Source organism: Saccharothrix sp. HUAS TT1, assembly GCF_040744945.1.
Lineage (GTDB): Bacteria > Actinomycetota > Actinomycetes > Mycobacteriales > Pseudonocardiaceae > Actinosynnema.
In genome coordinates this window covers 6,255,682-6,278,431 of sequence record NZ_CP160453.1, presented here as the reverse complement: position 1 = coordinate 6,278,431, position 22,750 = coordinate 6,255,682, and the positions used below count along the sequence as shown (strand labels likewise).

The window sequence follows — 22,750 nt, the reverse complement described above, 5'->3', positions numbered from 1 at the left end:
CGCCGGACAAATGCGGGTCGAATTCGTCTCCGGTCGGGCGTCAGGCGTTCGGGTCGAACGGGATGCCGCTCGGCTTGGCCAGGCCGAGGTTGTGGTTGAACGCGCCGTCCTTGATGGCCAGGCTCGCGCTGCCGAAGTCCGCGTTCACCAGGACGTCGCGGACGCCCGCCGGGAAGCGGTCCCAGCTGACCAGGTCCGGGTACTGCCAGGTGCCGTAGTGGTTCTCCGGCTGCTCGGTCGCGCCGGCGAGGCGGAAGCAGTGCGTGCTCACGCCGTCCTTGTGGTAGACGATCTTGGGGTGGGTGCCCTCCCAGGCGACCTGCGAGCGCGGGTAGGTCGAGTACCGGCCGTGCGCGGAGGTGGAGACGTACTGCGCCTGGCCGCCGCTGACCCACACGACCACGTGCTCGATGTCGTGGCGGTGGCCGCAGCAGTCGATCAGCGGCACGGCCTGGTCCTTCTCGAAGTACAGGTCGTACAGGTAGGCGCACCAGCCGTTGTTGCACTTGGAGCGCGAGTAGGAGTTGGTGTTGTCCAGGTCGGACCGGTCGCGGCACTGGCCGTTGAGGGCGCCGGAGTTCTTCAACCCGGTCGCGACCTCGCCGCTCGGCGAGATCGCCGGGGTCGGGTAGCAGCCGTCGGTGTCGTAGTCGAACGCCGGCTGCCACTTGCCGTCCTCGGCGGCGAAGTTCGCCGGCAGCGCGCGCGGTGGTTCGGCCCACGCGGCTCCGGGCACGAGCAGCGCGAGCAGGGCCGCGACCGGCAACGCAGTCAGCAGTCTCACGACGGGCCGCTGCGCGCGGCGGGTGCGGTGCGTCATCCGGGTGGTCACGACGACCATGCCTCCATCCGGTGGCGATTGGCAGGGGCACCGAGGTTCCCGTCCCGGCCCGATCCCGGTCAACCCGCCGATGGTCGCGCGCGGGCGAACAGCGGGCGAACACCGCACGACCGGTCGACCGGCAGCTGATCGTCCACAGTGGATGATCCAATGGCGGCGGGCGGCCGGACCCCGGCCAGTCGCTCGTCCCGGCTGATCAGGCCGTGCCGCAGGCCGATCAGCTGGGTCGCACCGGCGAACCCGAGCACCGCGCCGCCGACGACCTTCCAGCTCACCACCCGGTCGGTGCGCAGTTCGCAGCCGAGCAGGAACATGAAGACGATCAGCCCGAGCTGCGCCGCCTGGTCCAGGCTGACGAGCACTTCGGCCGGGAACGGCCAGTCTGCGCCGCCGGCCGGAACAGGTCCAGCGCCGACGGGCCCAGCAGCAGGATGAGGCACAGCGGACTCGACGTCCACCTGTGCCGTCCCGGGGAAGGGCTCGCGACACCCGTCCAGCCGCTGCGCGCACTCGTGTTCACGGACGACCATGGTGAGCGTGGGAGCCCTGGTGTGGATGGCGGGAGTGCTCGGGTACGGCCTGCTCCTCGCGGCCGTGCTCGCGCCGTTGCTGCGCGTCGCCCGGCGGGAGCGGCGGCGCAGGGCCGCGTGTCGCCCGCTCGTGCTGACCGACGACCTGCCGGTGGACTACGCCATCGCGATGCTGGCGGCCGGGTCCCACCACCTCCGCCACGTGGCGCTGGCCCGGCTGCACGCGCGCGGTGCGATCGCGCTGACCGGGGGCGGGGGCCGGGTCGAGGTCATGCCGGCTCCCGGGGCCGAGCCCGCGGACGACTTCGAGTCCGAGGTCGTCGGGCCGCGGCGGGACACCGGTGACGAGGACCGCATCGTGAACGCCCTGGTCGACGCCGACCTGCTCCGCCGGACCGACGGCTACCAGCGGTTCCGCTGGGCGCCGCGCGCGACGGCGGGGGCGATGCTCGTCACGGCGGCCGGTGCCGCCGCGCTCGTCGTGGTCACCCCGCACGAGGTGGCCGGCGTCGGGATCCTGGCCGTCGTGGCCCTCACGTCCTGGGTCCCGGCGGTGCTCAAGGACGCCGTCACCGCGCGGCACGGGTGGAACCGCTACGCCACCACCGCGCGCGGTCGGGAGCACGCCCGGACCCTGGCCGCGGGCCGGGAGGGCGCGGGTGCGCGGGTGGCGCTCGACGGAATGGTCCGCGGCCACCCCGACCGCGAGGTGGCCGCCCTGTTCCGGTCACCGCCCTCGCCGACGCGACCGCCGCGAGGTGAGCCGGACAACTTCGGGGGCGTCGGGGTGGGCGTTTAGTCCACAGTGGACCGCCGGGTGCGCCGATCCGTCGGCGGCGACACGAGGTGGAAGCAGGCTCCTCCGCCCCGAAGCCGTCACGCGGGGGGAGCGTCGACCACGGCGGAGGCGACGGTCCACGCACGGGCCTGGTCGCTGATCGTGATGCCGAGACCGGGGCGGTCGGACAGGTGCATGCGCCCGTTCCTGATCTCCAACCGCTCGTCGAACAACGGGTGCAGCCAGTCGAAGTGCTCGACCCACGGCTCCCGCGGGTACGCGGCGGCCAGGTGGACGTGGATCTCCATCGCGAAGTGCGGCGCGAGCTGGAGGTGGTGGTGGTCGGCGAGGGTGGCGAGCTTGAGGAACTGGGTGATGCCACCGACTCTGGGCGCGTCGGGCTGCAGGACGTCCACCGCGCCGGCCCGGATCAGCTCGTAGTGCTCGGCGACGCTGGTCAGCATCTCGCCGGACGCCACGGCGGTGGTCAGCGACCGGGCGAGTTCGGCGTGCCCCTCGACGTCGTGGGCGTCCAGCGGCTCCTCGATCCACACCAGGTCGAACTCCTCCAGCGCACGGCCGAGGCGCATCGCCGTCGGCCGGTCCCACTGCTGGTTGGCGTCCACCATCAGCGGCACGCCGTCGCCGAGGTGGTCGCGCACGGCCGCGACGCGGCGCAGGTCCTCGGCCCGGTCCGGGTGCCCGACCTTGATCTTGATGCCGCCGACGCCCGCTTCGAGCGTGCCGGTGGCGTTGTCCTTGATCTGCTCGACGGTCTCGTGCAGGAAGCCGCCGGAGGTGTTGTAGCAGCGCACCGAGTCGCGGTGCGCGCCGAGCAGCTTGGCCAGCGGCAGGCCGGCGCGCTTGGCCTTGAGGTCCCACAGGGCGATGTCGAACGCGGCCAGCGCCTGCGTGGCCGCGCCGCTGCGACCGACCGACGCGCCCGCCCAGACGAGCTTGGTCCACAGCCGGGCGATGTCGTTGGGGTCCTCGCCGATCAGGTCGGGCGCGACCTCGCGGGCGTGGGCGAACTGGGCGGGCCCGCCCGCGCGCTTCGAGTAGCCGAAACCGATCCCCTCCAACCCGGCCTCGGTGCGGATTTCCGCGAACAGCAGCGCCACCTGGGTCATCGGCCGCTGCCGACCGGTGAGCACCTTGGCGTCGCTGATCCCGGTCGGCAGCGGCAGCGCCACCGACGACAGGGCCACCGACGTGATCCGGTCCGGCGGTGCGGGGGTGGGCGGCACGGGACTCCTCCGATCGGCGACGGTGGTCAGGCGACGCGGCGGACCAGCTCGGCCAGCTCGGCCAGCTCGTCGGCGGTCAGGTCGCTCAACGGCGGGCGCACCCGACCGCCGTCGCGGCCGACCGCGGTCAACCCGGCCTTCACGATCGACACCGCGTAGCCGCGGACCCGGTCGCGGATGTCCAGGTAGGGGATGACGAAGTCGTTCAGCATCCGGTACACGGCCACCCGGTCCTGCGCGCGGACCGCGGCGTAGAACCGCAGCGCGAACCCGGGCACGAAGTTGAACAGCGCCGACGAGTACGTGGTCACGCCGAGCTGGAGCAGCGGCAGGGCGAAGGTCTCCGCCGTCGGCAGGCCGCCGATGTGCACCAGCCGATCGCCGACGCGGGCGTACGTGCGGGTCATCTGCTCGATGTCGCCGACGCCGTCCTTGAGCCCGACGAGGTTGGGGTTGCGGTCGGCGGCCTCGGCCACCGCCACGTCGGTCAGCACGGCGTTCGCGCGGCTGTAGACGATGACGCCCAGCCTGGTGGCCCGGCACACCGCTGACACGTGCTCGACCAAGCCGCGCCGGCCGGCCTCGGTGAGGTAGGGCGGGAACAGCAGGACGCCGGACGCGCCCGCGTCCTCGGCGGCCCGCGCCTGCGCCACGGCCATCACGGTGGCGCCGGTGGCGGGCGCGATGACCGGGACCCTGCCGCCCACCGCGTCGACGGCCACCCGCACCACCTGGTCGACCTCGGCCGGGGTGAGCGAGAAGCCCTCGCCGGTGCCGCCCGCGGCGAACAGGCCGGCCACGTCGAAGTCCGACTGCCAGGCCAGGTGCTCGCGGTAGCGGACCTCGTCGAACCGCAGGTCGGCGTCGAAGTGGGTGACCGGGAAGGAGAGCAGCCCGGAGGCGAGGCGGTCGGCGAGAGCGGCTGGGTGCGTCACGGTCATCACCGTATGGACCAGGCGTGATGCCTGTCCAAGAGTTGTTTCGCATTGCTCAATACCGTTCCGGCATCACGGGAACGGCGTGCGGCCCTCCAGCACGCTCAGCACCCGCCACAGCGCCGGGTTCGCCGACTCCCGCAGCCACACCAGGTGCAGCTCCACCGGCTCGGCCACCGCGGTCTCCAGCCGGACGAACTCCACGCCCTCGATGCGCAGCCGGGACGCGGAGCCGGGCACGAACGCGACGCCGCGGCCCGCCGCGACCAGCCACAGCATCGTGAGCACCTGGCCGACCGTGTGCACGACGTTCTCCGGCGCGATCGCCACCGTCCGCACGACCAGGTCGTAGAAGTAGCGCGCCTTGGTGACCGAGTGCATGACCACCGGCTCGCGGGCCACGTCGGCGGCCGTCGCGTCCCGGCCGAGGGCCGACAGCGGGTGGCCGGTCGGCACGGCGACCACCAGCCCCTCGCGGTGCAGCAGCCGGGAGCCGAACGTCGAGGCGTCGAACGGCGGCCGGCCGAGCCCCAGGTCGACCTCCTCGTTGACCAGCCCGGCGACCTGCTCGTGGGTCGCCATCTCGGCCAGCTCCACGTCCACGTCCGGCAGGTGCTCGGCGAGCTCTTCGAGCAGCCGGCCGAGGATGCCGTAGGTCGCGGCCGCGGTGAAGCCGACCCGGACCACGCCGCTGGAGCCCGACGACACCCGCCTGGCCAGCTCCGGCGCGGTCTCGGCGAGCGACAGCAGCCGCCGGGCCTCGACCAGGAACACCTCGCCCGCCGCGGTGAGCGTCACCCGCCGGTTGTCCCGGATCAGCAGCTGCGCGCCGACGGCCCGCTCCAGCTTCTGGATCTGCCTGCTCAGCGGCGGCTGGGTCATCGCCAGCCGGGCGGCGGCCCGGCTGAAGTGCAGCTCCTCGGCCACGGCGACGAACCCCCGCAGCTGTTCCAGGGTGAAGCTCATACCGCGAAGGTATCAATCCGACCCGCGTCCGAACGGGTGCAGCATGGCGAAGCCGCGGCGGTTCGGACCTCCGCTTGGCGGTACGACGGGCCGCCGGGCCGGTGTGAGCATGGTCGGCATGGGTCCACCGCGCCGGGTCGCCGGCCTCGTCTGCGCCGCGCTGCTGCTCTGCGGCCTCGTCGTGGCGCCGGCCGCCGCCGCCACCGCGTTCAAGGTGCTCCAGCTGAACCTGTGCAACAGCGGCGTCGCCGGCTGCTACGAGGGCGGGCAGGCGGTGCCCGAGGCGGTGGCGATGATCCAGCGCCGGGTGCCCGATGTGGTCTCGGTGAACGAGGTGTGCCTGTCCGACATGCCCGGCCTGACCGCCGCCGTCGGCCCGACCGCCCAGTACCGGTTCGCGTTCGTGCGCAAGAGGTCCACGGACTCGAACACCCAGTGCACGGACGGCCGCGGCGACTACGGCAGCGGGATCATCGTCAAGGAGGGCATCGCGGCCGGCGGTCAGGGCACCTACGCCGCGCAGGACGGCGGCAACGAGATCCGGGCGTGGGCGTGCGCGCTGAGCGCGGTTCGCGGCTTCACCGCCTGCACCACCCACCTCAGCACCACCGCCACGACGGCGTTGGCGCAGTGCGGGGAACTGGTGCCGTCGACCGTGCTGTCCCACGACCCGACCGGTTCCCCGACGACCCGGCACGTGGTGGTGGGCGACCTGAACCTGCGGTACAGCCCCGGTTCGGCGACGAACGCCCAGAACTGCGTCCCCTCCGGCTGGTTCCGCAAGGGCGACGGCGACGTGCAGCACGTCATCGCCCGCACGCTGACCTTCGTGTCGACGCAGGAGTACGCCATGTACCGGACGGACCACCCGGCGTTCGTCGTCAACTACGCGTTCTGACAGCGGGAGCGCGTGCGCGACGCGCTCCCGCCGCACCCGTCAGCAGATGTTCTGGCTGGTGTTGTTCAGCGTGTTGTTGCGGAAGACCGTGTTGTTGCCGCACGGGCTCTCGCGGATGGACGAGTTGGACACGGTGAGGTTCTGGAGGTAGATGTCGGAGTTGTTCGGGAAGTCCGAGCGCGCCGCCAGCCGGATCTCGCCGCCGCCGCTCACCGAACCGCCCTGCGTCGCGATCGTGACGTTGTAGCAGTTCTCGATCAGGATCGCGTTGTTGCCGGTGTTGGCCAGGTCGATCCGGTCGATGGCCAGGCCGCCGCTCTCGGACACGCAGAACACGCCCCGGCCGCCGCCGCGGGCCTTCACCAGGCCGACCCGCACGTTCGTCGGGTAGCTGTTGTTGATGCGGCCGTTGCGGTTCGCCACCCGGAACGCGGCGTAACCGGTGCCCGTGCCCGCGTTCTCCGCGTCGACCGTGCCGATCGTCGCGTTGATGGTGTCGTTGAGCAGCAGGCCGGAGTCCCGGGTGTTGCGCGCGACCACCGTGCCGATGTTCAGCCCGTCCACGCCGTAGGTCTCGACGCCGTGCGTGCCCGTGCCGGACACGTACACGTTGTCGATGCGGATGTTGCGGCTGCGCACGCTCGTGTCGCCGCGGTTGTCGATCCGGATGCCCAGGCCGCTGGACACCCGGATGTCGATCTGGCCGAGCACCACGTTGGTGACGTTGCGCATGAAGATGCCGTACAGCGGGCTGCCGGTGAGGTAGAGGTGCTGCACCTCGACGTCGGTGGTGCCGCGCGAGTAGATCGGCGCCTGGTCGCCCGAGCCGGACCCGGTCACGTTGATCGTGCCGCACACGTCGAGCGTGGTGTAGCTGGGCAGGGAGATGCGCGCGCCGGCGCTGATCGTGCCCCCCTGCCACACCACGACCCGCTCCTTGGACCGGCGGCCCGACGAGAGGCTGCCGATCGCGGCCTGCACCGCCGACCGCATGTCCGACCCCGAGTAGACGACCGACGTGCCGCGCCGCGCGGTCCACGTGCCGCCGCTGTTGTACGCCTCCGCGTGCCAGGTGCCGGAGCCGCAGTCCGCCGCGACCCGCGGATCCGTCACCGCGCGCGGGGCGGCCGTGCCCGGTGGCGCCACCGCCAGCGCGCCCAACACCGCGGTGACCACGGCCAGCGACCGCCAGCCGAACCTTCTGTGCCTCATCGCACCAGACCTCTCGTTGCGGGATCGGGGCGCATTCCACGTGCCACGACGAGAGCGGGGGCCCGCGGCGGTCCGGCCCCCGGTGCTGCCGCCTCGTCGCGGTGCGCCTCCGGCCGGGGCTGGAATTCGCCCCGGCGCTACAAGCCGTAGTTGTTAGCGCTAACACTGGCAACCTCTCCGTCTCGATTGGCGGGTGCGCAGAATTGATCACCAGAAGCTCCCGGTCATGGGCTCGTCGCCCGGCGGGCAAGATCACCGCCTGACCGCCGGCGGGCTGCCAGTTGAGACCCGAAACTTCCCCGAAACGTCTGGTAGGCGGGTTGATGACGACCTGATAGTGGTCAGCGCTCGTCCGACGGAAGGGGTTTCACGATGAGGTGGAGATCGGTCCTCCTGACCACCGGCCTGGTGCTCGGCCTGAGCGCCGCGCCCGCCGACGCGGCCGAACCGGTGATCGTCGACTCCACCAGGCACGGCGGGCGCACGGTGGCGCTCACCTTCGACGACGGCCCGAACCCGGCCGACACGCCGCGCCTGCTCGCCGTGCTGCGCCGGCACCACGTGAAGGCCGTGTTCTGCCTGTGGGGCGAGTACGTCGAGGCGAACCCGGAGCTGGTCCGCAGGATCGTCGCGGGCGGGCACATCCTGTGCAACCACACCATGAAGCACGACGACATGGGCACGTGGACGCCCGAGCGGATCGAGGCCGATCTGAGGAGGACCAGCGCCGCCATCCACCGCGCCGCGCCGGGCGTGCCGATCCGCTACTTCCGCGCCCCCTACGGCAGCTGGGGCCAGACCCCGCAGGTCGCGGCCAAGCTGGGCATGACGCCGCTGGGCTGGAAGCTCGCCATCGGCGACTGGGAGCCGCCGGGCGTCGACGAGCTGGTGCGCCGGGTGAAGGACGGCCTGACCGACGGCGCCGTGGTGCTGATGCACGACGGCCCGAACGACCGCGGCCAGACCGTGGACGCGGTGGCCCGGCTGATCCCCGAGCTGCGGTCCGAGGGCTGGCGCTTCGACCGCCCGGCCCGTCGGTGACCGGCGTGAAGCGCTCCGCGACGGCGGCGCTGACCGCCCTGCTGCTCCTGCTGCCGACCGGGGCGTCCGCGTCGCCGCGGTCGGCCTGGGTCGGCGCGTGGGCCACGTCGCCCACCACCGTGCCCGCCTCGGACACCACGTCGTTCGCGGACCAGACGCTCCGGCAGGTCGTGCACCTCAGCGTCGGCGGCAGCGCGGTCCGCGTGCGGTTGTCCAACGAGTTCGGCGCCCAGCCGCTGGTCGTGGGCGAGGCCAGGGTGGCGCGGCGGGCGGGCGCGGGTTCGGCGGTCCAGCCGGGCAGCGACCGGCGGCTGACGTTCGGCGGGCGGGGTTCGGCCACCCTGCCGCCCGGCGCGCCGCTGCTCAGCGACCCGGTGGCGCTGCCCGTCGAGGCAGGCTCGGACCTGGTCGTCAGCCTGTACCTGCCGCGCCGGACGCCCGCGACCACCGTGCACGCCTTCCCGTACCAGGACGGCTGGGTCGCGGCGGGCAACGCGACCCGGGACGCCGACATCACGCCGACCGCCGTGCTCGGCAAGTGGCACTTCCTGACCGGGGTCAGCGTCACCGGCAAGCGCGGGTCGACCGTGGTGGCGTTCGGCGACTCCATCACCGACGGCGCGGAGACCACCCGCGGCGCGAACCGGCGCTGGCCGGACGTCCTGGCCCGGCGATTCCAGGCCGAGCGCGGCCTGCGGCACCTGGGCGTGGTCAACGAGGGCATCAGCGGCAACCGGCTCCTGCACGACCCCAACCCGCCCGCGGGTCACCCGGCCGAGGGGTACGCGGCCTACTTCGGGCAGGCCGCGCTGCGCCGGTTCGACCGGGACGTGCTGGCCCAACCGGGTGTCGGGCACGTGGTCGTGCTGCTCGGCGTGAACGACCTCGGCCACCCCGGCACGAGCGCGCCGCTGTCGGAGAAGGTGACCGCCGAGGACATCATCGGCGCGCACCGGCAGCTGATCGCCAGGGCGCACGCCCAGGGTGTGCGCATCCACGGCGGCACCATCACGCCGTTCCGCGACGACGCGTTCGGCTTCTTCAGCCCGGAGAACGAGGCCGCGCGCCAAGCGGTCAACCACTGGATCCGGACCGGCGGCGAGTACGACGGCGTCATCGACTTCGACCGCGCCCTCCGCGACCCGGGGCAGCCCGACCGCCTGCTGCCGGCCTACGACAGCGGCGACCACCTGCACCCGAACGACGCCGGCATGGCCACCATGGCCGCCGCCGTGCCCCTGCGCCTGTTCCGGTGACCCGACCGCGGGGCCGCCTCCGACACCGGGCGGCCCCGCACTCGGACCTCCGGCACGCGGCTGTCCCTGCCTGGCCGGATCGGCACGCTGCTGTCACCGCCCGGCCGACTCGGCGCGGGGGAGTGGGCCCACGTCCGACTGCCTGCCCGGTCGCAGCGCGGCGTGCCGCTGACCCGGCCCGGGGCCCTGCCGCGAAGCCAGCGCGTCGGCCACCACGCCGGTCGCGAACGCGTACACCGCCTTGTGCGCCAGGTCGACCACCAGTTCGGACCGCGGCCACGTCTGGGGTGGCGCGCCGACCCCCGTGGCGTTCTCCAGGATCTGGTCGCTGCTCAGCCGCACGACCGCGAACATCGCCGACGCCACCGGTCCCCGCACACCCGCGTTGGCCATCACCGCGCGCACCACCCCCATCACCGCGCCCTGCCCGAAGTGCATCCCCAGGTTCAGCGCCCCCGACTCGGGCCGCCCGGTCAGCCGCGCCAGCACCTGGCCGGGCACGCGCGAGTCCGGGCGGCCGGTCAACCGCTGCTCGACCTTCTCCGCGACGGTCATGACCACCACCCCGGCCACCCCGGACACCAACCCCTGGCGAAGCGCGCGCATCAGCATGGGCCGGGAGTACCCGGCGAGAAACCCTTGATGCAGTCGGGAACCCGTGACATCCACCTGGACCTGATCGGGCAATCCCGGAGATGTCCCGTCCGGTGCCCGTCACTAGGCTTGATCCGGTACCCCAGCAGGGTGTGAACCCGGAGGAGTCGAGTCGCATGTGCCAGAGTTGCGAGACGCCCGCCGCCACGACCTCGGACGAGGAGCGGCCGGCCGGTCTTGAGTTCGTGGTCGAGGGCATGACCTGCGAGGGGTGCGCGGCCACCGTGACCAACGCGGTCCGCCGGGTCCCCGGTGTCACCAGGGTCAAGCTCGACCTCGACGCCGGCACGCTGCGCGTCGTCGGCTCGACCGACCAGGCGGCGATCACCGCGGCGGTCAAGGACGCGGGTTACGCCCTGTCCGACGCCATCGCCTCCTAGACCGACATCGAGGGCACCAGCGGCCGGTGCGCGGGGTCGGCGGCGAAGGCGCGCCAGGCGGCGGCGAGCCCGGACACCGCGGCGTCGATCACCTCCGGCCCGGCGGTGAACGGCAGCCGCAGCCGGTCGGCGCTGCCGCCGGTCGGGTCGAGCGAGCCGCCGGGCAGCACGGCCACCCCGTGCCGCAACGCCGCCTGCGCGTACGCCGCCGCGTCCACGCCGGGCAGCCGCACCCACAGCGTCTGACCGCCCTCGGCGGGCGTGAACTCCCACTCGGGCAGCTCCTCCCGCAACCGGGCGCACAGGTGGTCGTGCCGCCGCCGCAACGACGCGACCCGCACCGCCCGCACCGCCTCGAAGTCGGCCAGCAGCTCCACTGCCGCGAGCTGGTCCAGCACACTGCCGCCCAGGTCGTGCACGGCCTTGAACCGGGCCAGCCGCGCGACGAGCGCCGCGTCGGCCCGCACCCACCCGACCCGCAGCCCGCCCCACACCACCTTGCTCAACGACGCCACGGTGATCGCCCCGGGCGTCGGCGGCCGGGTCGGCGCGCCGGTCAGGTCCAGTTCGGACAGCACCTCGTCGAACACCAGCGGCACGCCACCCGCCGCCCGGACCAGCCGGGTGCGCTCCAGAGCGCTCATCGACGCGCCGGTGGGGTTGAGGAACGACGGCATCGCGTAGACCAGCGCGGGCCTGGACCGGCCCAGCTCGCCCGCGAGGTCACCGCCGGCGCGGACCACCGCGCCCGCCTCGCGGAACAGGTCCAGCGCGCCGGGGTAGGTCGGCGCCTGCGCCAGCACCTCGTCACCGGGCCGCACCAGCGCCCGGACCAGCAGCGCCAACGCCTGCTGCGCGCCGGTCGTCACCAGGACCTGGCCCTCGGCGGTGGGCACGCCCAGCTCGCGGTACCGCCCGGCCAGCGCCGCGCGCAACGCCGGGTGCCCGGCCGGGTGGTAACCGAGGTCCGCCCCACCCCGCCGCGCCGCCAGCCGGTCCACCGCCCGCCGCTGCGCCTGGACCAGCAGCTCGGGCGGACCCACCGGCCCGGCGCAGGCGAACTGCAGCACACCGTCGGGGGGCTCCAGCAGGTTCACGAACATCGGGTTCGCCGTCTCCGCCAACGCCGCCGCCGCCCCGCCGCCCGGCGCGACCCACGTCCCGCTGCCCCGCCGCCGCGTCAACCGCCCCTCCTGCCGCAGCAGGTCGTAGGCCGCGATGACGGTCGTCCGCCCGACCGCCAGCCCGGAGGCCAGCGCGCGATCCGGCGGCAACAACGTCCCGGCGGGCAGCAGCCCCTCCTCGATCAACTCGCGCAACCGCGCGGCCAGCAGCAGGTGCAGCGAACCGCGCCCGGCCGACCAGCGCCCGAGCCGGCCCGCCAGGTCGTCGACCGGGATTGGCTTCATCACCGAACCAATCTAGCGGGATTGGTCCTTCAACCACACCACTTCGTGCCCGATGCTCGGTCCATGCAGTTCGACACCCGCGTTGTGCACACCGAAGTCCCCGCCACCGCCGGCAGGCCCCTGTCCGTGCCGCTCTACCAGTCCTCCAGCTTCTCCTTCGACTCCCTGGACGACCTCGCCGACGGCATGAGCAGGCCCGACGGCGCGTTCGTCTACACCCGGCTCGGCAACCCGACGGTCCGCGCCCTGGAGGACGCCATCGCCGCGCTCGAAGGCGGCACGGCGGCGCTGGCGGCGTCGTCCGGGATGGGCGCGATCAACTCGGTGCTGCTGGCGAACCTCAGGTCGGGCGACCACCTGATCGCCCAGCGCGCCCTCTACGGCGGCACTCTCGCCCTGCTGCGCGACCTGGAGGAGCGCTGGGGCGTCACCGTCACCTACGTCGGCGGCCACGACCCGGACGAGGTCCGCGCGGCCCTGCGGCCCAGGACCAGGGTGCTGTACCTGGAGACGATCGCCAACCCGACCGGGCACGTCAGCGACCTGCCCGCGCTCGCGGCCGCGGTGGGCGACGACGTGCTCGTGGTCGTGGACAACACGTTCGCGACACCGCTGCTGTGCCGCCCGATCGAGCACGGCGCGGACGTGGTCGTGCACTCGACCACCAAGTACCTCGGCGGGCACAGCGACGTCATCGGCGGCGTGGCGGTGTTCGCCGACCGGGACCGGCACGGCAGGACGTGGCGCCACTCGGTGGAGCTGGGCGTCACGCCCGACCCGTTCGCGGCTTGGTTGACCATCCGCGGGCTGCGCACCCTGGCCTTGCGGATCCGCAAGCACGAGCAGAACGCCGAGGTCCTGGCCCACCGGCTGGCCGCGCACCCGGCGGTGCGCGCGGTGCACTGGCCGGGCCTCGGCACGCACCCCAGCCACGCCGTCGCGCGGCGCTTCCTGACCGGCTTCGGCAGCACGTTCTCGTTCGACGTGGCCGACGCGCAGGCGGGCCGGCGGTTCGTCACGGCCGTCGACCTGGTGAAGCTGGCGCCGTCGCTGGGCGGCGCCGAGACCCTGGTGCTGCACCCCGCCAGCACCTCGCACCGGCAGCTGACCGAGGAGCAGCTGGGCGAGAACGACATCTCCGGCGGCACGATCCGGCTGTCGGTGGGCATCGAGGACGCCGACGACCTGTGGCAGGACATCGCCCGGGCCCTGGAGCGCTGACCGGGGTGGCCGCCGAAGCGAGTCGGCGGCCACCCCCTCATCGGCGGCCGATCAGCAGGCGCCCCCGTCGCGCCACACGGCCCACGAGCCGGGAGCACCGGGCTCGGCGCCGGTCGAGTACCAGGTCGACGTCCACCGGTGCGCGTCGTGCGACACCACGTCGTCCGGCACGTACGCCTGGCTCGCGCTCCACGCGGGCACCCCGGCGCAACCGCCCGGCGAGCCCTCCTCGACGGTCAGCGCGTAGGTCGCCGAGTGCGACACCGCCGCGCCCGCGCCGGTCACCGCCACCGGGTAAGCGCCCGCCGGCGTGCTCGCGGACGTGGTGATCGTCAGCCTGGACGACTCGCCGGACGCGACGCTAGCCGGTTCGAACACCGCCGTCGCGCCGTCCGGCAGGCCGGTCGCGGTCAGGGTCACCTTCTGCGCCTCGCCGGCCGTGGTCGTGGTGCCGACGGTGGAGGTCACCGCGCCGCCGGGTCGAGCGGCGCCGCTGGTCGGGTCGAGCGCGATGGCGAAGTCGTCCGCGGGCGGTTCGCCGCCGCCGACCGTGAGGGTGTAGGTCACGCTGTGGCTGGTGGCGCCCTGCCCGCGCACGGTGATCGGGTAGGTGCCCGGCGCCACGTCCGCCGCGGTGGCGACGGTCAGCGCCGCGGTCTGGCCGGACGTCACCGACGACGGGGTGAAGTGCGCGGTCACGCCGGTCGGCTGGCCGGACGCGCTGAGCGCGATCGCCTGCGGGTCACCCGACGTGGTGGTCGTGCGGATGGTCGCCTGCGCCTTCTCGCCCGGCTCGACCGTGCCCGAGGCGGGGTCCAGCGAGAGCGTGAAGTCGTCGTCCGGGGTGGCGGCGCAGGTCGGCTCACCGGCCTGGGCGGGCAGGCTGATCGCGTTCCACGCCGCCTTGACCGCGGCGAACTGGCGGCAGGTCGGGTCGAGGTTCTTCGCCGCGGTCAGGGTCGCGACGCGGTACCGGAAGTGCGTCATGCCGGAGGTCTTGAGCAGCATGGCGTTGTAGAAGACCCGGCCGGCGGCCTGGATGCCGATGCCGGTCACGGTGGAGCCGTCGCAGGTCGGGCTGGCCGCGGAACCCTCGGCCAGCAGGTGGAACCAGTGGTTGAGCGGGCCGGCGGCGGCGTGCACCTCGGTGCCGGGGATGGCGCTGGACCAGCAGTTCGGGTGCCCGCCGACCGCCGACGGGTTCGCCATGTTCCGGATCGGGCCGCGGCCGACCAGGTTGACCGACTCGCCGACCAGGTAGTCCGGGGTGTCGAACGGCGCCGGCTCGGCCGCGTACGCCTCGGTCAGCGCGCCGAAGATGTCGCCGGTGGCCTCGCCGAGCCCGGCCTCGCGCCCCGCGCCGCCGGGCGTGTGCTGGTCGATGGCGTGCCCGTGCTCGTGCGCGACCACGTCCATGGACGCGATCCACTGGTTGGCGTTGTTGCGGCCGATCTCGATGTGCTGCCCGGTCCAGTAGGCGTTGACCGCGTTGAGCCCGACCTTCACCGTGACGCCGCGGCCGTTGCCGTCGATCCCGTTGCGGCCCAGCCAGGACTTCATCATCTCCCACTGCTTCTGGGTGGACCAGAGCACGTCGGCGCAACCCGTCTCCTTGCTGGTCGCGTTGCCGTTGCCGAAGGAATTGCTGCTCTTGGTGAACGGCGCGTTGGTCGCGTAGTCGACGCACCGCACACCCGGTCGGGTGTTGTCCACCGTGCTGTTGTCGCTGGTGTCGATGGACAGCGGGTTCGGGCCGTTCCACTGGCTGGTGCCCGAGCCCGCCTTCACGTCGTCCACGCTGTCCTCGACCGCGCCGGTCCTGGCGTTGACGTAGACGTGCAGCCGGCTCGGCAGGCCGCCCTTGCGGCCGACCACGACGGTCTCGTAGACCAGCGTGCCGTGCCCACCGGCCAGCACCGACAACGTCGTGCGCTCCACCTCGTCCACTGTGGACAGCTGGGACCGGCCGATCGCCGCCGCCCGACCGGCCGTGATCACCGGGGTCGTGTCGACCGCGAGGCCGCCCATGGGCGCGGCGACGGTGTCGAGGACGTTGCCGGACGCGTCGGTGGCGACCACGGCGTCGCCGCCGATCACCGGGAGACCGTCGTAGGTGCGGTCGTAGGAGACGTAGAACAGGTCCCTCTGGCCGGGGACCCCGCCCTGGTAGACCTCACGGCGGTGGAAAGCCTCGTCGGGTCCTTTGGCCAGGGCGTCCAACCCGGACGCCGCGGCCCGGTCCGCCGAAGCGGTCGCGAGCGCGACCGGGTCCGGGCGGGAAGGCTCGACGGGCGCCGCTTGCGCGGCGGGTGCTGGGAGGGACAGGGCCATCAGGCACGCGGCCAGGTATGCGCCGATTCTGCGATGCACGCCAACTCCGTCACGAGTGGCGGCCTCGGTGGACAAGTCATTTTTTAGTGCCGCGAGCGACTTCTCGGCGAGGCTTGACCGTTGCCAGAAAGATTTCCACCTCTATAACGCTTTTCCATCCCTTTTTTATTATGCCGCCATCGGGTGGGGAACAGGTGGCACTCCTCCGGCGGGAAGCGTCAGACCCGGGCCGGGGGCGCGGTGCTCTCGCGCACGACCAGCGTCGTGGCCAGTTCGACGCGGGGCTGGGCGGGCGTGCCGCCCTCGGCGAGGGTGATCAGCATCCGGGCCGCCGCCGCGCCCATCTGGGCCAGCGGCTGCCGCACCGTGGTCAGCGGCGGGCAGGACCAGCGGGTGTTCTCGATGTCGTCGAAGCCGACCACGCTGAGGTCGTGCGGGATGCGCAGGCCGAGCCGCCACGCCGCCGCGTAGACGCCGAGCGCCTGGAGGTCGTTGCCGCACAGCACCGCGGTCGGCCGGTCCGGCCGGTCCAGCAGCTCGCCCCCCAGGTCACGGCCCTGCTCGAAGGTGAAGTCGCCGACCCGGACCAGCCGCTCGTCCAGCGGCACGCCGGCGGCGTCCAGCGCGGCCCGGCAGCCCTCCAGCCTGGCCCGGGCGCCGAGCGAGTCGTTCGGCCCGGCGACCACCGCGATCCGCCGGTGGCCGAGGTCGAGCAGGTGGCGGGCGGCCGTGATGCCGCCGCTCCAGTTCGCCGCGCCGACCGACGGGGTGGGGTGCAGCGGCTCGCCGGACGGGTCCAGCGCCACCAGCGGGATCGCGCTGGCGTCCAGCAGCGCGTGCTGCTCCGGGGTGAACGCCGAGTACACCGCGATCACGCCGACCGGGTGCCTGGCCAGCAGCTGCTCGGCCCAGGTCCGACCGGGCGCCGCCGGCTCGACCGCCTCGGTGAACGCGACGGCCAGCTCGTGCTCGCGGGCCACCGGCTCCACGCCGCGCAGGATCTCGACCGCCATGTGGCGCTCCAGCCCGTAGAACACCACTTCGAGGATGGCGCTCGGCGCGATGGCGTCCGGTCGGCGGTAGCCGTGCTCCCGCAGCAGGGCCTCGACCCGCTGCCTGGTCTCCACCGCGACGCCCGCCCGGCCGTTGAGCACCTTCGACACGGTCGGCTTGGACACCCCGGCGAGCCGGGCGATCGTCCCGACCGTCAGCTCCCCGCGCCGACGCCCACGGCGTTGGCCGTCCGCGATGCTCCCCGTCACGGCCGCAGTGTACGGAAGCGGTGGTCCCGGCCCGATCATGACCGCCGGCCGCGCGCGCGAACCGCCGTTCGGGGTCCCGAAGTGCCGTCCGGTGGCGCAACGATCCCTCGTACCCCGACGAATCCTCGTCCGTTGGGGTGTTCGGGGTTGAGCCACAAGGGCGTTCCGGTGCGGCCGGTGGTGGACTTGTTCTATAGGGTCCCACCGATCGCTCACATGTCGTGTTGGGAGGTAGACGTCCGGTGATCGGGCATCCCGACGAGGGTGACCTGCGGCGGTGGGACACGGCCGACCTGGCCGCGCTGCGCGGCGACCTCGACCAGGTGCTCAACCAGGACACCCCCTCGTCCGGCGCGCCCCTCCCGTCCCGGCCGCTGTCCGACGCCGAGCTGATCGACGCCGTGCGCGCCGGGGAGATCCAGGCGTACGGGCAGCTGTTCGAGCGGCACGTCGCCGCCGCCCGCAACCTGGCCCGGCACCTGGCCTGGTCGAACGCGGAGGCGGACGACCTGGTCTCGGACGCCTTCGCCAAGGTCCTCGACACGCTGCGGGCCGGCGGCGGCCCGGACTCGGCGTTCCGCGCCTACCTGCTCACCGCGCTGCGGCACACCGCCTACGACAAGACGCGGCGGGACAAGAAGCTGAAGCTGGCCGACGACGTGGAGGCCGTCTCGGGCGTGGAGAAGGTGACCACGGTGCCGTTCCACGACCCGGCGCTGGCCACGCTGGAGCGGTCGCTGGCGTCCAAGGCGTTCGCCAGCCTGCCCGAGCGGTGGCAGACGGTGCTGTGGCAGACCGAGATCGAGGGCCAGACGGCCGCCGAGCTGGCGCCGCTGCTGGGGTTGACCGCGAACGGCGCGTCCGCGTTGGCCTACCGGGCCAGGGAGGGCCTGAAGACCGCCTACCTGCAGGCGCACCTGGCGCACCGGCCCGCGAGCCGCTGCCGCGCCACCGTGGTCAAGCTGGGCGCGTGGACCAGGGGCGGCCTCACCAGGAGGGAGACCGCCCAGGTCGAGGCGCACCTGGACGAGTGCGTGAACTGCAGCGGGATGGCCGCCGAGCTGGCCGACGTGAACGGCACGCTGCGCGCCGTCGTCGCGCCGCTCGTCCTCGGCGCCGGTGTCACCGGCTACCTGGCCACGACCGCGGCCGCGGCGAAGGCGGGCACGGCGGTCGCGGCGGCCGGCTCGGTCACGACGACCACGGCGCAGTGGCTCGGCGTCGCCGCCTCCACGACGGCGGTGGTGGTGGCCGCGGTGTGGGGGGTGAACTCCGGGCCGACCGCCCTCGCGCCGACCGCCACGGGCGAGCCGCCCAAGGTGCGGATCGACCAGCGGACGTCCGTGACGACCGTGAACGGGACCTCCGTGCCCGTCACCGAGTCCGGTTCCGAACCCGAGTCCGCGCCCGCGTCCGAGTCCGCGACGGCCGACACCGGTGGGGAGTCGCCCGAACCGCCTCCGGCGGCGGACGCGACCACCACGGCCGAGGAGCCGCCGCCGGCGGGGGAGCCCCTGGTCCCGGTCGTGCCGGACGGCTTCACCATGGCCACCGGCGGTCCGCCGGTCGACCTCCCCATCACGGTCCGCAACACCGGCTCGACCCCCGTCGCGCCCGCCACGCTGGTGCTGACCCTGCCCGACGGCGTGCAGGTGGTGGGACCCGGGCAGAACCTGCGCCGCGGGCCCGCGCTCGGGTTCGACGGCGCGGCGGCGCAGACCGTCGGCTGTCCGGCGGGCCGGGGCACGGTGACCTGCGCGGCCGAGCAGGACCTGCCCGCCGGCGGGCAGGTGACGTTCGTCCTGCGGCTGCTGGCCGGACCGAAAGCGGTCGGCGGCACGATCGGCGGCACCCTCTCGGCCGGATCCGCGCCGCCGGTGCGGATCGACGTGCCGGTCGTCGTCATGCCGAAGAAGTAGTGGTCCCGGTCGCGTTCGACCCCATCGCTGTTTTGCCGTTCGGATCGGGGGAATCCCGCCGTAGCGCCCTGAACCGCCGGGGTGTCGATCGCTGGAAGGCTCGTGCCGTGAACGTCGTGGAAAGGCCCTTCGACAACGTCGACTTCGTGATGGGGGAAACCGTCCCGCCGGTGCGCCGCGCCCGGCGGTGGATCACCGAGGCCGTGCCGGAACTGGACCAGGCGCGGCGACTGGACCTGCTGCTGATCGCCGACGCGTTGCTCACCAACGCGTTCGAGCACGCCCTCGCGCCGCGCCGGTTGCGGCTCAGCCGCCCGCGCGGCGGGCGCGTGGTGCGGGTCGAGGTGCACGACGCCAGCCCGGAGCTGCTGCCGGTGCTGGGCAAGCCCGGCGCGCGTGGCCTGCGCAACCGGGGTCTGCTGCTGGTCAACCGGTTGGCGTCCTGCTGGGGCGTCGACCCGAGGTCCGGGTACAAAGCCGTGTGGGGCGAGGTCGCGCCGGCCTGACCGGGTCTGCTGTCGCGACTACGCCTCGGCAGCCCGCCGGCAGGCTTCCTCGACCAAGCCCTCCGGGACGCCCGCGATCCGCAGCGTGCCGAGGCAGAGCACCTCGTCGCCCTGAGCCCCGGAGGCGCACCCGATGTCCACCAGCTTGCCGGAGTACCCCTGTGACGCCAGGTAGAACGCGCAGTTCCACTGGTCGGGGACGGCCGCTGCGGTTCCTGTGAGCAGGGCCGCGAGCCAGAGCGCCGGCACGAGGGCCGCGGCGCCGAGGACGAGCCGACGAACGCGCATGACCCCAGTCTCGCAGTGCCGGACGACCGTGGCCCGGCGAACGGCGGACCCACCGCACCCGCCGTTCGCCGGGACCGGCGGTCAGCCGGACGTCCGCGCCAGGTAGATGGTGGCCGTCGCGTCCCGCTGTTGCAGCGGGTTGTGGAACCGGACGACCTCGGCGCGGGCGTCGGCGAACCGGTCGGCGAGCGCGGCGGTGTAGTCGTCGTCCGGCGGTTCGTTGGACCACAGGGCGAACACACCGCCCGGGTGCAGCCGCGCGGCCAGCCGGCGCAGGCCCTCGGGCTCGTAGAAGTCGGCGTTGCCGGGGTGCAGCAGGTGCCGCGGCGAGTGGTCGATGTCCACGACGATCGCGTGGAACAGCCGGTCGGGCGCGTCCGGGTCGAACCCGCCGCCGGAGCGGGCGAGCGCGAAGAAGTCGCCGTGGACGAGTCGGCAGCGCGGGTCGGCCGCCAACTCCGGACCGCCGGGCAGCAGACCGCGCCGGTGCCACTCGATGACCTCGCCGAGCGCGTCGACCACCAGCAGCGACCGCACTCCGGCGTGCTCCAACGCGGTCCGCGCGGTGTAGCCGAGGCCGAGGCCGCCGACCACGACGTCCAACGGCCCCGGCAGGTCGGCGAGCGCCAGGCGCGCCAGCTCCACCTCGGAGACGGTGAACAGGCTCGACATCAGGAACTCGTCGTTGAGCTTGATCTCGTGCACCTCGCGGTCGAAGACCGGGTCCCAGCGGCGGCGCAGGACGAGTTCGCCCAGCGGGGTCTCGCGCCAGTCGAGCTCCTGGAAACGCGCGCTCATCGGGTCACCCTCCTGGCCACCGCAGTGGACGAAGGCGCCATGGTCGCAGCACGACCGGGACCGGCGCGCGGTGGGTCGGGTGCGGGGTCAGCCGTCGAGGAGTTCGGCGAGCAGGTTCCGCACCCGGCGGTCGATGTCGTCGCGGATGGGCCGCACGGCGTCGACGCCCCGCCCCGCCGGGTCCGCCAGCTCCCAGTCGAGGTAGCGCTTGCCGGGGAAGACGGGGCACGTGTCGCCGCAGCCCATGGTGATCACCACGTCGGACGCCTCGACGTCCTCGGTGGTCAGCTTGGTGGGTGTCTCGGCGGTGATGTCGAGGCCGAGCTCGGCCAGTGCCTCGGCGGCGGCGGGGTTGACCCGGTCGGCGGGCGCGGACCCGGCCGAGCGGACGGTGACGCGGCCCAGCGCGTAGTGCTGGAGCAGCGCGGCGGCCATCTGGGAGCGACCCGCGTTGTGGACGCAGACGAACAGGACTTCGGGCTGGTGGGTCAACGGACCTGTCCTTCGGTGACGAGTTCGGCGGGCGGGTTCGGGTACAGCGCGCGCAGCAGCGGCACGGCCGCAGTCACGGCGACGAGCTGCGCGAGCACGAAGAACGGCGCGGACGCCGGCGCGATCCCGGCGAACGTGTCGCTGAACACTCGGCCGACCGTAATGGCCGGGTTGGCGAAGCTGGTGGAGCTGGTGAAGAAGTGCGCGGCCCCGATCCAGGCGCCGACGGCGGCCGGCGCGCGATCGGCCCGGCCCGACCGGACCAGCGAGAACACGACCAGCAGCAGGCCCGCGGTGGCCACCACCTCGGACAGGCCGTGGGCGAGCGTCGCCCGCCCGGTCGTGCTGATGCTCACCGGCGACAGCTCGAACATGGTGTTGGCCAGCACCGCGCCGGTGACGCAGCCGAGCACCTGCGCCGCCGCGTACGACGGCACGTCGCGCCACGGCAGACCGCGCAGCGCGGCGTCCGCGATGGACACCACCGGGTTGAAGTGGCCGCCGCTGACCGGGCCGAAGACCAGGATGATGGCGTAGAGGCCGACGGCGGTCGCGGCGGCGTTCTCCAGCAGCTGGAGGCCGGTGTCGCCGGGGGAGAGGCGCTGGGCGGCGATGCCGGAGCCGATCACCAGGGCGGCGAGGAGCAGGCTGCCGAGGTATTCGGCCAGCAGCCGGTGGGGCAGCGGGCGGTCCATCAGATCCCCCGGACGGCGGGTGCGAGGCGTTCGACTCGGTCGGCGAGGTCGCGGTAGGCGCGGTCGAACGCGTCCTCGGTGCCGACCGCCGCCGGGTCGGGCACGGACCAGTGCAGGCGCGGCGTGGCGCCGTCGAGTTCTTCGTGGGCGTTGTCGCACACCGCGACCACCAGGTCGTCGGACCGCAGCACGTCGTCCAGGTAGTGCGTGCGGGCGCGGGTCAGCGACAGCCCGTGCGCGCGGGCGGTGGCGACGGCCAGCGGGTGCACGCGCTCGGCGGGCCGGGTGCCCGCGCTGGCGGCGGGCACCCGGCTGCGCCGCTTCCACAGCGCGGCGGCCAGTTGCGAGCGGGCCGAGTTCCCGGTGCACACGAACACCACCCGGGGCGCCTCCCGCAGCGCGGCGGGCGCCAGGTCGGTGAGCGCGGCCGTGCGCAGGCGCAGGTAGGTGCGCCGGTGGTCGCCCTCCGAGCGGGACCGCTCGACCACGCCCGCCCGCTCCAGCAGCTTCACGTGGTGGGCGAGCAGGTTGCTGGGCAGGCCGAGCGCGCGGCCGACCTCGCCGGGCGAAGCGTCGCCGAGCACCAGCAGTTCCACCACGGCGAGCCGGGCGGGCTCGCCGAGGGCCGCGTGCACCCTGGCGCGCGCCACCGTTCCCGAAGGCCAGTCAGTAGACATTGACTCAATATTGCTTGAGCCAATGTCCCGCCGTCAACTCCGGGCCGGGTCGGGCGCCTGGTGCACCAGCTCCTCGGGCGCGGTCAACCGCCACGCCTCGAAGACCAGTTCGGCCAGCTCGTCGGCCTCGATCCCGGCCAGCTGCACCACGACCCAGCCGAACCCGCCGGAGGTGAACTGCTCCTCGAAGACGTCCGGCCGCTCGGCGACCAGCGCCTGCTGCTCGGACAGCAGTTGCTTCAGCCCCACGGTCTGCGTGTGCGGCCAGTAGTAGCCGAACTTCTTGCCCCGCACGCCGAACGAGCTGTAGTGCCCGCCCTCCGCGCGCTTGACGTCCACCAACCCGTTCACCATTTGGATGAACTCGTCACTGCTCACAGCCACCGCGGCCCCCCGAAACGTCTTGTGCCGCAG

At 73.5% G+C, this 22,750-nt stretch carries 24 protein-coding genes; 8 read left to right on the top strand and 16 right to left on the bottom strand.

What is annotated here, in order from left to right; genetic code table 11:
- Positions 1 to 40 precede the first annotated feature (40 nt).
- Together AB0F89_RS28220 and AB0F89_RS28215 are read right to left on the bottom strand one after the other, a co-directional pair.
- Complete coding sequence (locus AB0F89_RS28220; protein ID WP_367139024.1) at positions 41 to 820, bottom strand: NPP1 family protein; 780 nt, start codon at positions 818 to 820, stop codon at positions 41 to 43.
- An 80-nt stretch (positions 821 to 900) separates the two neighbouring features.
- Entirely contained in the window at positions 901 to 1,203 is a 303-nt protein-coding gene (locus AB0F89_RS28215) for a hypothetical protein (RefSeq protein WP_367128647.1), read from the bottom strand.
- A gap of 175 nt (positions 1,204 to 1,378) precedes the next feature.
- On the opposite strand from AB0F89_RS28215, the gene AB0F89_RS28210 reads away from it, so the two are divergent.
- Positions 1,379 to 2,170 (top strand): hypothetical protein, encoded by a 792-nt coding sequence (locus tag AB0F89_RS28210; protein ID WP_367128646.1) that lies wholly within the window; start codon positions 1,379 to 1,381, stop codon positions 2,168 to 2,170.
- A gap of 77 nt (positions 2,171 to 2,247) precedes the next feature.
- On the opposite strand, the gene AB0F89_RS28205 is transcribed toward AB0F89_RS28210, so the two are convergent.
- The 3 genes from AB0F89_RS28205 to AB0F89_RS28195 form a co-directional block, all read right to left on the bottom strand.
- Positions 2,248 to 3,396: a mandelate racemase/muconate lactonizing enzyme family protein gene (locus AB0F89_RS28205; protein WP_367128645.1), complete on the bottom strand. Its 1,149-nt coding sequence runs from the start codon at positions 3,394 to 3,396 to the stop codon at positions 2,248 to 2,250.
- A 26-nt stretch (positions 3,397 to 3,422) separates the two neighbouring features.
- Positions 3,423 to 4,337, bottom strand: coding sequence for a 5-dehydro-4-deoxyglucarate dehydratase (gene kdgD / locus AB0F89_RS28200; protein WP_367128644.1), 915 nt, complete (start codon positions 4,335 to 4,337; stop codon positions 3,423 to 3,425).
- A gap of 66 nt (positions 4,338 to 4,403) precedes the next feature.
- The gene (locus AB0F89_RS28195; protein ID WP_367128643.1) at positions 4,404 to 5,297 is read right to left on the bottom strand and encodes a LysR substrate-binding domain-containing protein; all 894 of its coding nucleotides are present in this window, start codon (positions 5,295 to 5,297) and stop codon (positions 4,404 to 4,406) included.
- 118 nt (positions 5,298 to 5,415) lie between these two features.
- On the opposite strand from AB0F89_RS28195, the gene AB0F89_RS28190 reads away from it, so the two are divergent.
- Positions 5,416 to 6,195, top strand: coding sequence for an endonuclease/exonuclease/phosphatase family protein (locus tag AB0F89_RS28190; protein ID WP_367128642.1), 780 nt, complete (start codon positions 5,416 to 5,418; stop codon positions 6,193 to 6,195).
- 39 nt (positions 6,196 to 6,234) lie between these two features.
- Here the strand turns inward: AB0F89_RS28190 and AB0F89_RS28185 are convergent, their stop codons facing one another.
- Positions 6,235 to 7,407: a hypothetical protein gene (locus tag AB0F89_RS28185; protein WP_367128641.1), complete on the bottom strand. Its 1,173-nt coding sequence runs from the start codon at positions 7,405 to 7,407 to the stop codon at positions 6,235 to 6,237.
- Between the two features lie 372 nt (positions 7,408 to 7,779).
- On the opposite strand from AB0F89_RS28185, the gene AB0F89_RS28180 reads away from it, so the two are divergent.
- Together AB0F89_RS28180 and AB0F89_RS28175 are read left to right on the top strand one after the other, a co-directional pair.
- Complete coding sequence (locus tag AB0F89_RS28180) at positions 7,780 to 8,448, top strand: polysaccharide deacetylase family protein (protein ID WP_367128640.1); 669 nt, start codon at positions 7,780 to 7,782, stop codon at positions 8,446 to 8,448.
- A 5-nt stretch (positions 8,449 to 8,453) separates the two neighbouring features.
- Positions 8,454 to 9,704: an SGNH/GDSL hydrolase family protein gene (locus tag AB0F89_RS28175; protein WP_367128639.1), complete on the top strand. Its 1,251-nt coding sequence runs from the start codon at positions 8,454 to 8,456 to the stop codon at positions 9,702 to 9,704.
- A gap of 93 nt (positions 9,705 to 9,797) precedes the next feature.
- Here AB0F89_RS28175 and AB0F89_RS28170 read toward each other — a convergent pair whose 3' ends face one another.
- Complete coding sequence (locus tag AB0F89_RS28170) at positions 9,798 to 10,316, bottom strand: hypothetical protein (protein ID WP_367128638.1); 519 nt, start codon at positions 10,314 to 10,316, stop codon at positions 9,798 to 9,800.
- A 158-nt stretch (positions 10,317 to 10,474) separates the two neighbouring features.
- On the opposite strand from AB0F89_RS28170, the gene AB0F89_RS28165 reads away from it, so the two are divergent.
- The gene (locus AB0F89_RS28165) at positions 10,475 to 10,738 is read left to right on the top strand and encodes a heavy-metal-associated domain-containing protein (RefSeq protein WP_367128637.1); all 264 of its coding nucleotides are present in this window, start codon (positions 10,475 to 10,477) and stop codon (positions 10,736 to 10,738) included.
- On the opposite strand, the gene AB0F89_RS28160 is transcribed toward AB0F89_RS28165, so the two are convergent.
- Positions 10,735 to 12,147 carry a PLP-dependent aminotransferase family protein gene (locus AB0F89_RS28160; protein ID WP_367139022.1) on the bottom strand — a complete coding sequence of 471 codons (1,413 nt, stop codon included), beginning with the start codon at positions 12,145 to 12,147 and terminating at the stop codon, positions 10,735 to 10,737. The genes AB0F89_RS28165 and AB0F89_RS28160 overlap by 4 nt on opposite strands.
- Before the next feature lie 63 nt (positions 12,148 to 12,210).
- On the opposite strand from AB0F89_RS28160, the gene AB0F89_RS28155 reads away from it, so the two are divergent.
- Positions 12,211 to 13,368, top strand: a complete 1,158-nt coding sequence (locus AB0F89_RS28155; protein ID WP_367128636.1) for a PLP-dependent aspartate aminotransferase family protein — start codon at positions 12,211 to 12,213, stop codon at positions 13,366 to 13,368.
- A gap of 51 nt (positions 13,369 to 13,419) precedes the next feature.
- Here the strand turns inward: AB0F89_RS28155 and AB0F89_RS28150 are convergent, their stop codons facing one another.
- Together AB0F89_RS28150 and AB0F89_RS28145 are read right to left on the bottom strand one after the other, a co-directional pair.
- On the bottom strand, positions 13,420 to 15,738 hold the full coding sequence (locus tag AB0F89_RS28150) for a M4 family metallopeptidase (RefSeq protein ID WP_367128635.1): 2,319 nt from the start codon (positions 15,736 to 15,738) through the stop codon (positions 13,420 to 13,422).
- 179 nt (positions 15,739 to 15,917) lie between these two features.
- On the bottom strand, positions 15,918 to 16,961 hold the full coding sequence (locus tag AB0F89_RS28145; RefSeq protein WP_367128634.1) for a LacI family DNA-binding transcriptional regulator: 1,044 nt from the start codon (positions 16,959 to 16,961) through the stop codon (positions 15,918 to 15,920).
- Positions 16,962 to 17,203: 242 nt separating this feature from the next.
- Between AB0F89_RS28145 and AB0F89_RS28140 the strand changes: the two genes are divergently transcribed.
- On the top strand, positions 17,204 to 18,880 hold the full coding sequence (locus tag AB0F89_RS28140) for a sigma-70 family RNA polymerase sigma factor (RefSeq protein WP_367128633.1): 1,677 nt from the start codon (positions 17,204 to 17,206) through the stop codon (positions 18,878 to 18,880).
- 107 nt (positions 18,881 to 18,987) lie between these two features.
- Entirely contained in the window at positions 18,988 to 19,386 is a 399-nt protein-coding gene (locus AB0F89_RS28135; protein WP_367128632.1) for a hypothetical protein, read from the top strand.
- An 18-nt stretch (positions 19,387 to 19,404) separates the two neighbouring features.
- Here AB0F89_RS28135 and AB0F89_RS28130 read toward each other — a convergent pair whose 3' ends face one another.
- From AB0F89_RS28130 to AB0F89_RS28105, 6 genes are all read right to left on the bottom strand, one after another.
- Entirely contained in the window at positions 19,405 to 19,674 is a 270-nt protein-coding gene (locus AB0F89_RS28130; protein ID WP_367128631.1) for a hypothetical protein, read from the bottom strand.
- 81 nt (positions 19,675 to 19,755) lie between these two features.
- A complete protein-coding gene (locus AB0F89_RS28125; RefSeq protein ID WP_367128630.1) occupies positions 19,756 to 20,472 on the bottom strand; it encodes a spermidine synthase in 717 nt (238 codons plus the stop codon).
- A gap of 87 nt (positions 20,473 to 20,559) precedes the next feature.
- The gene (locus AB0F89_RS28120) at positions 20,560 to 20,964 is read right to left on the bottom strand and encodes a low molecular weight phosphatase family protein (protein ID WP_367128629.1); all 405 of its coding nucleotides are present in this window, start codon (positions 20,962 to 20,964) and stop codon (positions 20,560 to 20,562) included.
- Positions 20,961 to 21,659, bottom strand: a complete 699-nt coding sequence (locus AB0F89_RS28115) for an aquaporin (protein ID WP_367128628.1) — start codon at positions 21,657 to 21,659, stop codon at positions 20,961 to 20,963. Before AB0F89_RS28115 ends, AB0F89_RS28120 begins: the two co-directional genes overlap by 4 nt.
- Entirely contained in the window at positions 21,659 to 22,336 is a 678-nt protein-coding gene (locus tag AB0F89_RS28110; protein ID WP_367128627.1) for a helix-turn-helix domain-containing protein, read from the bottom strand. Before AB0F89_RS28110 ends, AB0F89_RS28115 begins: the two co-directional genes overlap by 1 nt.
- A gap of 33 nt (positions 22,337 to 22,369) precedes the next feature.
- Entirely contained in the window at positions 22,370 to 22,720 is a 351-nt protein-coding gene (locus AB0F89_RS28105; protein ID WP_367128626.1) for an MmcQ/YjbR family DNA-binding protein, read from the bottom strand.
- Positions 22,721 to 22,750: the final 30 nt, after the last annotated feature.